We start from the raw sequence: 12,162 nt of genomic DNA, 5'->3' as shown, positions 1-12,162 counted from the left end.
TGATGAATCTATCCCGACTCCTTCTGCCGCTCATGTTGGCAGTCCTCGCCGGTTGCGCAGGAACGAAAGCCCCCGATAGCAAGAACCTCACCACCAATTCCCAAGGGCGTTACATCGCCCGGGATACGTCCAGAACGGTTGACCTGACCAACCCGCCCAGCGACGCCTGGGACCGCATCCGCCGCGGTTTCGCCATCCCCAACCTGAATACCGACCTCTCGCAGCAGTGGACCGACTATTACGCGTCCCACCCCGAGGCGGTTCAGCGCATGGCCGAGCGCGCGGGCAAGTACCTGTACTTCATCGTCGACGAAATCAACCGCCGTGGCCTGCCCACCGAACTGGCGCTGCTGCCCTTCGTGGAAAGCGCCTACAACCCCACTGCCCTGTCGCGCGCCCAGGCTTCCGGCCTGTGGCAGTTCGTGCCGGCCACCGGCACGCACTTCAACTTGAAGCAGGATTGGTGGCGCGACGAACGCCGCGACCCCATCGCGTCGACCAACGCCGCGCTGGACTATCTTGAAAAGCTGTTCGAGATGCAGGGCGACTGGTATCTGGCCCTGGCGTCCTACAACTGGGGCGAAGGCTCGGTGCAACGCGCCATGGCCAAGAACGAAGCGGCCGGCCTGAACACGGACTACCTGTCCCTGAACATGCCCGACGAAACCCGCAACTACGTGCCCAAGTTGCAGGCCATCAAGAACATCATTGCCGACCCGCAACGCTACGCGGTGGCGCTGCCCCCGGTGGGCAACACGCCCTACTTCGTGACGGTGCAAAAGAACAGCGACATCGATCTTGAAATCGCCGCCAAGCTGGCCGAAATGCCGCTGGACGAATTCAAGGCATTGAATCCGTCGTTCAACCGCCCGGTCATCCGTGGCGACCACGGCCCCACGCTGTTGCTGCCGGCCGACCGCGTCGAAATCTTCAACGCGAACCTGACGAACTACAAGGGCGACCTGTCCGCCTGGAAGATCTACCATTCGCGCCGTGGTGAGTCCTACGCGTCCATCGCCAAGCGTTTCGGCGTGACCGAGGCCAAGCTGCGTGAAACCAACGACATCGGCTCGCGCCAGAAGTCGGCCTCGGGCCAGGCGCTGCTGGTGCCCGGCGAGCCCGGCACCGGTGGCGTGCAACTGGCATCCCTGGCCGCCCCCGTGGGCGCGCTGGAACAGGCCCCCACCGACACCAAGGCCGCCGCGCCGCGTGGCCGTGCCGCCCCGGCACCCGCCGCCCGCGTAGCCAGCGCCCGGCCCAATGTGCGCACGCACAAGGTCCGCCCGGGCGACACGCTGTTCTCGCTGGCCAAGCAGTACGGCACATCGGTGGACGCCCTGCGTGCGCTGAACAACCTGAAGGGCAGCGCGCTCAAGGTCGGTACCGCCTTGCGCGTGCCGGGCACGAACGCCCGCGGCTGATCCCAGCTTGCAGCCCCCAAAAACGGCGCCCGGTAACGGCGCCGTTTTTACAAGTACGCGACGCCGCCAAACTCCTTAAAATGGGCGGTCTTTCAGCAGGAAAAAATCAAAGGAACCATCATGGGCTTTCTCGCCGGCAAGCGCATTCTCGTCACCGGGGTGCTATCAAACCGATCCATCGCCTACGGCATTGCGCGCGCCTGTCATCAGCAAGGCGCCGAGCTGGCGTTCACCTATGTGGGCGACCGCTTCAAGGAACGCGTCGTTGAATTTGCCGCCGAATTCGGCAGCAAGATCGTGCTGCCTTGCGACGTGGCCGAAGACAGCCAGATCGAAGGCGCCTTCGCCGAACTGGGCAAGCACTGGGACGGCCTGGACGGCTTGGTGCACTCGATCGGCTTTGCCCCGCGCGAAGCCATCGCCGGCAACTTCCTGGACGGCCTGTCGCGCGAGGGCTTTCGCATCGCCCATGACATTTCGGCCTACAGCTTCGCCGCCATGGCCAAGGCCGCCCTGCCCCTGATGGAAGGCCGCAACGGCTCGGTGCTGACCCTGACTTACCTGGGCGCCGAACGCGTGGTCCCCAACTACAACACCATGGGCCTGGCCAAGGCGTCGCTGGAAGCCAGCGTGCGCTACCTGGCCACGGCGCTGGGCCCGCGCGGCATCCGCGCCAACGGCATTTCGGCCGGCCCCATCAAGACGCTGGCCGCCAGTGGCATCAAGGACTTCTCGGCCATCCTCAAGTTCGTGGAAGCGCAAGCGCCGCTGCGCCGCAACGTCACCATCGACGACGTGGGCAACGTGGCGGCATTCATGCTGTCGGATCTGGCGGCGGGCGTCACGGGCGAGATCACCCACGTGGACGCCGGCTTCTCGACCGTCGTTCCGGGCATGGAAGACTGATCTTGCGGCGGGCGGGCGGGCGGCAAGATGGCCGCTCGGCCGCCGTATCGGCCCGCAGTATCAGGACGCCGTATCAACCCGCCGTATCAGGCCGCGCGCACCACCAGCGTGGACACCTGCACGTCCACCGCTGTCATCAGCTTGTGAATCGGGCACTTTTCGGCCACTGCCAGCAATTCATCGATGTGGGCGTCCGACAGCTCGCCATTGAGCGTCAGCTTTGCCGTCAAGCGATAGACGCCCTTGCGCTCTTCGCTGGCATCACGCACCACTTCCACATCCACCGACGTCAGCGGCAAGCCCTTGCGCTGCGCGTAGACCATCAGCGTCAACGCCTTGCAGCCGCCCAGCGCGGTGTCGAAATAATCATGCGGATCAGGTCCATCGCCCTGCGGCTTGGGCATCGCCACCGGCAGGGCGTGGCCTTCGGCCGTGGCGGTGAATTGCAGGATGTCGGGCGCATTCTGATGGACGCGGATGCTCATGGCTAGGGTCTCTTGGGATAGGCGCCCGTGGTGGGCGCCTGAAGCTGACGTTGTAGCATCCGACGACAGATTTTGACGGCTGACAACAAGCTGAACTTATTGCCCATGCGGCGGTCGGATATCCCTATCCGCGTTCACGAACTGAACGCACCGACTGTATCGACATAAAAGGGGGCCGCATGAGCGCCAGACAACTTCTTGATCAACTGCTGCAATCGGGCCAAGGCCTGCTGGCTGATGCCACCAATCGCGTGCAAGGCGCGACGGGCGGCGCCGCCGGCGGCAAGGGCTCGTTCCTGACCGGCCTGGGCGGCGGCGCGCTGGGCGCTGGCGCGTTGGGACTGTTGATGGGTAGCAAGAAGGCACGCAAGATCGGCGGCAAGGTCGCGATGTACGGCGGCATGGCGGCGCTGGGCGCGCTGGCCTACCGCGCTTATGGCGACTGGCAGCGTAACCAGGCCGGTGGCGCCCAGGCCGCGCCGCCTCAAACCCTGGACCGTCTGCCCGCGCCCGAGGCCGAGCAGCACAGCAACGCCGTTTTGACTGCCATGATCGGCGCCGCCAAGGCCGACGGCCACATCGGGCCCGAAGAGCGCGGCCTGCTGGAAACGGAGCTGGCCAAGCTGTCATCCGACGCGCAAGACCGCCAGTGGCTGGAAACGGAATTGTCGCGGCCGCTGGACCCCGCGGCTGTGGCCCAGTCAGCCAAAACACCCGAGATGGCCGCCGAAATGTATCTGGCCAGCCTGCTTGTCGTCGATGAAGAAAGCTATATGGAACGCGCCTATCTGGACGAGCTGGCGCGGCAGCTCAAGCTGGAACCCGGCTTGAAGGAAAAGCTGGAACAGCACGCCAAGAGCGCGGTGGCCTGAGCGGGCTTAATGCGCCGCTCAGTCCACCGTCAGTGCTCCCTCAGTCCGCCCGCAAGCCGATTGATGCCGTCAGCGCCGTGTACCGGTCGATATCCGCATGGATCATCGACTGGAATTCGCGCGACGTGCTGCTGGCGGGCGTGAAGCCCTGTTCCCGCAGCGAAGCCTGGGTATCGGGCTGGCTGACGATTTTTGCCACCGCTGCGTTCAACTTTTCGATGACGGCACGCGGCGTGGCCGCCGGGGCCAACAGACCATGCCACTGATCCAGCGCGTAGCCCGCAACGCCCTGCTCGGCAACCGTCGGCACCGTCGGCATCAGCCGTGAACGCTTGGGAGAGGTCACCGCCAATGCGCGCAGCTTGCCGGCGGCAATCAAGGGCGCCGCGCTGGACGCTGTAACGACACCCATCGCCACCTGCCCCGCCGCCACGTCGGTCAACGCCGGACCGCATCCCTTGTACGGTACCTGCTGCAACACAGCACCCGTGGCGCGGGCCAGCATTTCGCCCGCCAGGTGTTGCGGCGTGCCGTTGCCGCACGAGGCAAACGGTAGCGGCTTGCCCGGCAACGCCGCTGCCAGCGCATCATCCAGCGTGTGCAGCGGCGAGCCCGCTGGCACCACAAACACCGATGGCACGAACGCCACATTGATCACGGCGGCGAAATCCTGCTTGGGCGAAAAGCCCAGATTGCGATACACGCCCGGGTTGATGGCGAACGAACTGTTCACCATCAGCAGCGTGTAGCCGTCGGGTGGTGCTTCCGCCACGAGACGCGCGCCGATGTTGCCGCTGGCGCCTGGGCGGTTTTCAACCACCACGGCCTGGCCCAGCTGCGTTTGCAGGCTGGCGCCGATGCGGCGTGCCAGCAGGTCCGTGCCGCCGCCCGGCGGGAAGGTAACCACGATGGTGATCGGATGCGCGGGATACGCCGCGTCCATTGGCGCCTCGCCCGACGGCGAATTGCCGCATGACGCCAGCGGCAGGATCAACAAAGCAAGGCTAGCTTGAAGCAGGCGTTTCATGACGGGCTCTCAGGCGTCCAGGCCAATGTCCAGCACCTTGGCGCTGTGGGTCAACCAACCAACGGCGATCTGGTCCACGCCCGTGGCGGCTACGGCAGCGGCGGTCTCGGGCGTGATGCGGCCCGAGGCTTCCGTGATCGCACGCCCACGCGCCATGGCGACGGCGCGCCGCAAATCATCCAGGCTCATGTTGTCCAGCAGCACCACGTCCACACCCAGCGACAACGCAACTTCCAACTGCGCCAGCGTGTCGACTTCAAGCTCGATCTTGACCATGTGTCCCACGCCCGCGCGCGCCCGCTGCACCGCCGTGGCCACGCCGCCTGCCAGGGCGATGTGGTTGTCCTTGATCAGCACCGCGTCGTCCAGCCCGAACCGGTGATTGCTGCCGCCCCCCACGCGCACCGCGTACTTTTGCACGGCGCGCAGGCCGGGCATGGTCTTGCGGGTGCAGGTGACGCGTGCGCCGTAGCCCGAAATGGCACGCGCGATGGAGGCGGTGGCGCTGGCCACGCCGCTCAGGTGGCAAAGGAAGTTCAGCGCCACGCGCTCGGCAGTCAGCATGGCGCGGGCGTTGCCGCGCAAGCGCGCAATTTCGGTACCTGGCGCCAGGTCGCTGCCGTCGCGCTGCGAAACGTGAAATTCGATGGTCGGGTCCATGGCGCGAAACGCCAGACGCGCCAGATCCAGGCCGGCCAGCACGCCGGCTTGCCGCGATACCAGCCGCGTTTCTGCCACGGCGTCGTGCGGCACGATGGCGTCGGTGGTCAGGTCGCCGGCACGGCCCAGGTCTTCCAGCAAGGCGGCGCGCACCAGGGGCTCAAGCATGACATCCGGCAGGGGAGGCACCGCCAGGCGAGAGGCGGTCAAGGGCGCTTCGGCTTTAATGCTCATTTTGAGTATTTGTGAGTTAAAAAAAAGGAGCGCAGTGAATGCGCAGTACTTATGCTAGAGACGAGCATAACCCTTGTCAAGCGTCATAACGCGCGAGACAAAGGCAATTTGCTGCCGGCGATGGCGCGTTCAAGCAGCACGTCGCGACGGAACCGAAACAGCTTGGCGGGACGGCCCGCCGTACCGGTCGCCATGTCGCCGGTCTCTTCGACCAGCGCCTGTTGCTCGATCAGCCGACGGAAATTCTGTTTATGCAAGGCGCGCCCAGCCAGGGCCTCGACGGCCATTTGCAGCTGTAGCAGGGTGAACTCGGCCGGCATCAATTCAAACACCACGGGGCGGTATTTGATCTTGGCCCGCAAACGGGCGATGCCCGTCGCCAGAATGCGGCGGTGATCGTGGCGCATCGATTGACCGGGTATGGCGGCTGCAAAGTCGCCGTCGCCGCGCCGCGCGGCCTCGGGCACCAAGCCGGCTTCGAACAGCAATTCGTAGCGCTGCAGCACCATGTCTTCGTTCCAGGCGGCCCCGTCCAGTCCGAAGGTGATGGCCACGCGCTGCTGGCGGCGTGTACGCACGGCGTCGTCGTCACTGGCGGCGCACCACTGCGCCAGGCGCGGCACGATCAGCTCGTCGACCAGGGCGGGCGTGCCGGTGCGCCGGTCTTCCCACGGAAAGTAGCGATACCAGTCTTGCCAGCCCACCTGCGCCACGCCGGTTTCGCCGGCTTCACGCGTCAGCCCCAGATAGCTGACCGACATGACGCGCGCGCCGGATTCGTCGGAGCGGTCGCCATCGGCAAAGGTGTAGAGCTGCTCGACGTAACCCAGGGGGTGGTGGGTCTGCGTTTCCACCCACGCGCGCAGCCCCGCCTGCAACGACCGATGCGACAGCTCGAAAGGGCCGGCCGGCAAGGCGCTGGCGTCATCCGTCGTCAACACACGCGGCTCGCCATGCGTCACGGCGACAAGCACGGCGACAAGTTCGGTATGGACGGAGCGTTCGATGGAGTCGGTCAAGGAGGGCGGCGGTGAAGGTCGTTAAGCGTGTAGGGCCGGGCCGGCGGGACTGCGATGAAATGCCGGCGCGGTGCAAAGGCGCGCAATGAAAAGGTGACGGTGAAGCAGCGGTACAAAGTGGCGGACTGCCCGATCGCCGGAAATTATAAGGTTCTGCTCCTGCAACAGCCCCTTGCAAACGTGACAGGCTCAACGGCCGCGTCGGGGCGCGCAGCGACTAAGATAAAACTCAGAAAACCAGGCGCGTCGCCATCCTGGGACGCCCGCAAGCGGAGCATGAGCCATGTTGAAAACTGCCCCTGACCCGAACGCCGCCACCAACACCAAAGACGTAGACCCGCGTCCGCCCACGGACCCGCGCAAAGGCACGGAGACGCTGCCCATGCCGAAACAGAGCAAGACCGTGGCGGGCATGCCGCGCGACGGACGCGCCGTCGCGCAACCGGGCGAACCCGGCGTCATCACGCCTGAGGACGACATCCTGGAAACGTCCTACGAGAACCGCAAAACGTGACGCCGAAAGGGTGACGCCGAAAGGGTGACGCCAAAAAGGGTGACGCCGCAAAGCGGCCGATGATACGCCAGCCCGCCACACGCGGCGCGCAAGTGGGCCGGACCGACAATGGTCCGGCCCACTGCACTTGAACATCCGGAAATAGGCGCTCGCCTATATCAAGCCAGGAATCAGGTTCCTACACTGCAATGCTTCCCAGGCCCTTCCGGCCGATGCCTTAGCGATATCCCCATGTTCAAGAATTCCTTTCCGCGAATCGTCGCGGCAACCCTTTTTGCAGTCCTTTTTCCCGCCAGCCAAGCCCTTGCCATGGGCATACAGCCTGAAACCTCGGTCGTGCTGGTGCACGAAGCAACCGGCGAAGGCACGATCGGCATCAAGAACACGGGCGACGAGCCCGTGCTGCTGATCTCCATGATCGAACACATTGCCGAAGACCAGGACAACTGGGTCATGGTCTCGCCGCCCGCTGCCGTGGTGGCTCCTGGCAAAACGCAGCTGGTTCGCTTTCTGCTTACCCACGACAAGCCGCTGGACACGCAGCGCATGAAGCGCGCCATTTTCGAAGGCATTCCGCAAACCGGCGAACAGGGCAACAAGCTCCACCTGACCATCCGGCAGGATCTCCCGCTGATTGCGCTGCCCAAGAAAGTCCCCAACGACAACGCCCCGTGGCGCTCGCTGCAGTGGGCCGCTCACGACGGCAAGCTGACGGTGCACAACCCCAGCCCCTACATCGTGCGCATGGACCAACGCGTCAATGTGCAGCCGTCCGACCAGGCGCTGATCCTGCCCAAGACCTACATCTTGCCGGGTGAAACGCTACAACTGGTCGGCACGGACGCGCCCCTGCAAGCAGGGCAGTCAAGCGTTCGCCTGTACCCCGCCAGCGTCTACGGCTATCAAGTCTCGTCCTTCGACGCGCCTATCAAGAACTGACCGCATCGTGCCCCCACGGGGCATCAACCCGCTTGGCCTTGCTCGCCAGACTCCATGACCGGGGTCTGGCGGGCGTTGCGCGCCAGGCTCACTCATGGTTTTCATGTTCTGCAACCGCTTACGCAATGCTCGCGGTGGCGCCTTCGTCGCCGCAAGCCTCCTGCTGTGCCTGCACCGGGCTGCCATCGCGCAATCCGGTACGGGCGGGTTCGACCTTGAAACCCTGAAAACGCGCGGCTTGAATCCGGCCATCGCATCGCACTTCAAGAACGGACCGCAATTCCTGCCGGGGCAGCACACCGTGCACCTGAGCGTCAACGGGCGCGGCGTCGGGCGTGCCTTGGCCACCTTCGATGCCGGCGGCAAGCTCTGCCTGACGCCGGAATTGCTGACCTTGGCCGAACTGAAGGTGCCCGCAGCGCAAGGCGGCGACTCTCACGCCTGTCCGGACTCATTTCTTCAAGCCTGGCCCACTACGACCATCGCGCTACAGCCCGAGCGCATGACCGTGGACATCGTCGCGCCCCCGGGCGCAATAAATCGATCACACACCGCCACGATCTATCAATCCGGCGGCCGCGCAGCCATCCTGAACTACGACGTGCTTTCCAGCCAGACACGCCATATCGGCGGAAGGTCGAACTACCTGCAGGCTTATACCGAACTGGGCCTGAACGTGAACGACTGGATCCTGCGCAGCAACAGCAGCTATTCCAATAGCGGCGGGAAGTCGACGTGGAATCACGTAGATGCTTACGCGCAACGCACGTTTTCCACGTGGCACACCACCTTTCAGGCGGGGCAAATCAATCTGCGCGGCTCGCTGTTTGCCGGCCTTCCCGTCAACGGCATGCAGCTGTTCCCGGAAACCGCACTACAAAGCAGCGATCGCGCAGGCCCCCCCATTAGCGGCATCGCCCACACGCAGGCGCGCGTCGAAGTTCGGCAGAACGGTATTTCACTAGCCTCCGCCATCGTGCCCCCCGGCCCGTTCACCATGACCGATGTACTGCCCCGGTCGTTGACGCAAGACCTTGAGGTCGTCGTCCACGAAGCCTCGGGCGAAGAGCGCGTGTTTTACGTGCCGGCGGCGGCGTTGCAGGTGGACCGCGTTGGCGCAGCCACCGGATTCACCGGCGGCCTGGGCATGCTGCGGCAAACGGACTCGGCAGGTGGCGACTCCCGGCCGGTCGTGGCGGCGGAATACGGCATCGCATTGGGCAGGCGCGCCAACGTCGCGGCCGGCTTGTTGTTGACGCAGGACTATCGCTCGGTCGGCGCCCGCACGGATCTGGCGCTGCCCGGCAACATCCAGACCGGCGTACAGAGCACTTTCTCGCAAAATTCCCATACGGGACGCAGTGGCGCGCAGCACATCATTTCGGTCGCGGCGCAAGTGCTGCCGGGCGTGTCCTCGAACCTGTCGCTGCTGCGTCGCACGGACGGCTACAGCGAAGTGCTGGACTACGCCAACAGGCCGGTGAACGGCACGCAGTGGTACCCGAACCTTCGCGAAGACCGCATCAAGCAGCAGTTCAGCGCGGGATTGGGCTGGAGCGGATCCAAGCTGGGCGGCTTCAGCATGAACGTCAGCGAATCCCAAAGCACGCGCGGCCATTCGTCCCGTCGCGGCATTTTCAGCTGGGGCAAGAGCTTCGGTCGGGCCAGCGTTTCGCTGTCATTCGAGCGTGACATGGGTTCCAGCCACCGCAACCAGGGCGACCTGATGTACCTGAACGTGAGCTTGCCCTTGGGCAAGCAAAGCGTCAGCGCATCGATGCAGCGGCAAGACAACGGCATGAGCTACGGCGTCAATACCGGTGGCGCCATCAGCGAGCAAAGCAGCTATACCCTGGCGGCCAGTTCCGGCTCGCACGGCCAGACGAGTTATTCCGGCTCGGTCGGCGTCAATTCAGCCTATACACAACTGAGCCTGGCGGCCAGCAGCTTCAAGGGCGGATACAGCCACTCCGCGCGCGTTCGCGGCGGGCTGGTCGGCCACGCGCATGGCTTGAGCTTTTCGCCCTACCGCGTGCAGGACACGTTCGCCATCGCGTCCGTGGGAGGCCTGTCGGGCGTGCGCCTGAGCACGCCGGCCGGCAACGTGTGGACCGACCCCTGGGGCCGGGCCGTCATCCCGTCGCTGTCGGCCTACCGTAACGGGCAGATCCAGGTCGCCACGGCATCGCTCGCGCGCAATGTGGACTTGATCAACGGACGCTACAGCCTGGATCCGGCGCGCGGGTCGGTGTCGGCGGTGGACTTCACGGTAGTCAAGGTGCGCCGCGCGCTTGTGACCGCCGCCTACGCTGACGGCACGCCGGTACCCAAGGGCGCAGCCGTGCTGGATGCCAACGGCGTGTTCGTCACGCTGGTGGGCAGCGGCGGCCAGATATTCCTGCCCGACATGCTGGCGGGCGCTACGCCGTTCAGCGTGGCGCCATCGGAAGAGGCGTCATGCACGCTCGAGTTCGACATCGCCGATACGCCGGACCTGAACGCCTTGTACGAACGTGCCAGTGCGACATGCGCCCCGTAAAAGCCTCCAACCTTACCTATCGCAAAAGGACCCCATGACTCCCGCCCACACTCGTCTCATTCGATCGTGCCGGCTCGCGCTGGCGCTGGCAACGATGCTGGCGACCGGTGCCTGGGCCCCGTCTGCCATGGCGCAAGCGTCGCCCTCACCGTCCATGACGCGCGGGGCAACCGCAGCGCCGACAGCGGGCTGCATGGTGTCATTCGGCCAAGCCATCGTCGACTACGGCAGCTTCACGGCTGGGCAGCTAAGTCTGGATGGAAACCAGCGCTACCAGCTTGAGCCGCGTGTGGTGCCCCTGACCGTCAACTGCCCTACCGAGCGCCCCATCGCACTGCGCCTGAACGCCGCCCCCGGACATCAGGGCGCCGCCAAGTTCGCGGGCAGCGGTGCTTTGCACGTCACGCTCAGCCACGTCCGCATTGACGGCGACGAAACTCGTGTCATCAACCCCGACGCGCTCCATGGCGCTCAGCCCCGCATCGCCCTGCGGCCCGGCGACATCGTGATGCTGGAGAACGGCCGCGCCGGACGCAGTCTTACCGCCCAGATCGCGTTGAACCCGGAAGTAAGCGATGCCGACATACGCGTCGCGGACCAGACGGAATGGTCGGCGACCTTACAGCTTGAATTGGTGGATCGATAGCAGGGGCCGTTCGCCGTCCATGGCGGTGAGCGTTGGACTTACAAAAGCCCGCACAGCTTGAACAAGCCGTTGTCCGTGGTGACGCCCAGTTTGCGATAGGCCGTGCCTTTTTGCGCGCTGATGGTTTTGGGGCTGCGCCCAAACTTGATCGCAATGTCGGAAATGGTCATGCCCGCGAGCAAGCAGCGAATCACCTCACGTTCGCGACCCGACAACGATGCGCCATCCAGCAGGCCGCTCGTCGATGCGGACAAGCTTGTGTCGTCCGAAGGCGTGGCGCCCGCCAAGGGCTCGGTCTGTTCGGTGCTTGCGCCAGACAGCAGATACGTCATCTGGGGATCGCAGTAGATGCCGCCCGCCGCCACCTTGCGCAGCGCCAGCACGATTTCCTCTTCGCGTCCGCCCTTGCCCACAAAGCCGTGCGCACCGGAACGCAAGGCCAACGCAACGGTTGCGGGGTCGTAGAGCGCGGAAAACACCAAGATGCGCGCGTCGGGAAACTTGATGCGCAGCATCTTGATCAGCGAAATGCCGTCGACCTCGGCCGGGCCCAGCGAATAGTCGATCAACAGCACGTCGACGGGCTGGGCCGCAAGCGCCCGAATCATGTCGCGACTGGTCTCGAACTCACCGATGACAAAAATGTCCCGGTTCTGCGAGAGGTAGGCGGACATGCCAGCCCGCACTACCGGATGATCATCCAGGATTGCGATGCGCAACGGATAGAAATGGGAGGCAGACAATATGGAATTCCCCGGTAGAGCCCAGATTTTCCACTGATTCTCGTTGAGCGAAAAACCAACGTGGACAAATAGTAACGCAGCCGTTTACGCAACTGTAATGAAGATTAGGCTCATGCCTATATCCTAAAAGGCATCTGTCTCCTAGAGTGATTCCTTT

General features: G+C 64.6%; 12 protein-coding genes. 7 read left to right on the top strand and 5 right to left on the bottom strand.

Annotated features, from left to right (window positions below):
- Positions 1-2: 2 nt before the first annotated feature.
- Both KYT87_RS02975 and fabI read left to right on the top strand, forming a co-directional pair.
- Positions 3-1,421, top strand: coding sequence for a transglycosylase SLT domain-containing protein (locus KYT87_RS02975; protein ID WP_046806131.1), 1,419 nt, complete (start codon positions 3-5; stop codon positions 1,419-1,421).
- 120 nt (positions 1,422-1,541) lie between these two features.
- On the top strand, positions 1,542-2,327 hold the full coding sequence (fabI, locus tag KYT87_RS02970) for an enoyl-ACP reductase FabI (RefSeq protein ID WP_046806130.1): 786 nt from the start codon (positions 1,542-1,544) through the stop codon (positions 2,325-2,327).
- An 86-nt stretch (positions 2,328-2,413) separates the two neighbouring features.
- On the opposite strand, the gene KYT87_RS02965 is transcribed toward fabI, so the two are convergent.
- The gene (locus KYT87_RS02965) at positions 2,414-2,812 is read right to left on the bottom strand and encodes an OsmC family protein (protein WP_046806129.1); all 399 of its coding nucleotides are present in this window, start codon (positions 2,810-2,812) and stop codon (positions 2,414-2,416) included.
- Between the two features lie 179 nt (positions 2,813-2,991).
- Between KYT87_RS02965 and KYT87_RS02960 the strand changes: the two genes are divergently transcribed.
- Positions 2,992-3,684, top strand: a complete 693-nt coding sequence (locus KYT87_RS02960) for a tellurite resistance TerB family protein (RefSeq protein WP_046806128.1) — start codon at positions 2,992-2,994, stop codon at positions 3,682-3,684.
- Positions 3,685-3,724: 40 nt separating this feature from the next.
- Here KYT87_RS02960 and KYT87_RS02955 read toward each other — a convergent pair whose 3' ends face one another.
- The 3 genes from KYT87_RS02955 to KYT87_RS02945 all read right to left on the bottom strand — a co-directional run bounded on the left by KYT87_RS02955 (position 3,725) and on the right by KYT87_RS02945 (position 6,624).
- Positions 3,725-4,711 carry a tripartite tricarboxylate transporter substrate binding protein gene (locus KYT87_RS02955; RefSeq protein ID WP_219991677.1) on the bottom strand — a complete coding sequence of 329 codons (987 nt, stop codon included), beginning with the start codon at positions 4,709-4,711 and terminating at the stop codon, positions 3,725-3,727.
- A gap of 9 nt (positions 4,712-4,720) precedes the next feature.
- Positions 4,721-5,605, bottom strand: a complete 885-nt coding sequence (gene nadC, locus KYT87_RS02950) for a carboxylating nicotinate-nucleotide diphosphorylase (RefSeq protein ID WP_219991676.1) — start codon at positions 5,603-5,605, stop codon at positions 4,721-4,723.
- Between the two features lie 83 nt (positions 5,606-5,688).
- Positions 5,689-6,624, bottom strand: coding sequence for a hypothetical protein (locus tag KYT87_RS02945; RefSeq protein ID WP_219991675.1), 936 nt, complete (start codon positions 6,622-6,624; stop codon positions 5,689-5,691).
- 283 nt (positions 6,625-6,907) lie between these two features.
- Between KYT87_RS02945 and KYT87_RS02940 the strand changes: the two genes are divergently transcribed.
- The 4 genes from KYT87_RS02940 to KYT87_RS02925 all read left to right on the top strand — a co-directional run bounded on the left by KYT87_RS02940 (position 6,908) and on the right by KYT87_RS02925 (position 11,262).
- The gene (locus tag KYT87_RS02940) at positions 6,908-7,138 is read left to right on the top strand and encodes a hypothetical protein (RefSeq protein ID WP_219991674.1); all 231 of its coding nucleotides are present in this window, start codon (positions 6,908-6,910) and stop codon (positions 7,136-7,138) included.
- A 108-nt stretch (positions 7,139-7,246) separates the two neighbouring features.
- A complete protein-coding gene (locus KYT87_RS02935) occupies positions 7,247-8,077 on the top strand; it encodes a fimbria/pilus chaperone family protein (protein ID WP_370638746.1) in 831 nt (276 codons plus the stop codon).
- A gap of 94 nt (positions 8,078-8,171) precedes the next feature.
- Entirely contained in the window at positions 8,172-10,616 is a 2,445-nt protein-coding gene (locus tag KYT87_RS02930; RefSeq protein ID WP_219991672.1) for a fimbria/pilus outer membrane usher protein, read from the top strand.
- Between the two features lie 193 nt (positions 10,617-10,809).
- The gene (locus KYT87_RS02925; protein WP_219991671.1) at positions 10,810-11,262 is read left to right on the top strand and encodes a hypothetical protein; all 453 of its coding nucleotides are present in this window, start codon (positions 10,810-10,812) and stop codon (positions 11,260-11,262) included.
- Positions 11,263-11,300: 38 nt separating this feature from the next.
- On the opposite strand, the gene KYT87_RS02920 is transcribed toward KYT87_RS02925, so the two are convergent.
- The gene (locus KYT87_RS02920; RefSeq protein ID WP_255593851.1) at positions 11,301-11,936 is read right to left on the bottom strand and encodes a response regulator transcription factor; all 636 of its coding nucleotides are present in this window, start codon (positions 11,934-11,936) and stop codon (positions 11,301-11,303) included.
- Positions 11,937-12,162: the final 226 nt, after the last annotated feature.

The organism is Achromobacter sp. ES-001, from assembly GCF_019448355.1.
Lineage (GTDB): Bacteria > Pseudomonadota > Gammaproteobacteria > Burkholderiales > Burkholderiaceae_B > Achromobacter > Achromobacter spanius_B.
This window is presented reverse-complemented; position numbering and strand designations above follow the sequence as displayed.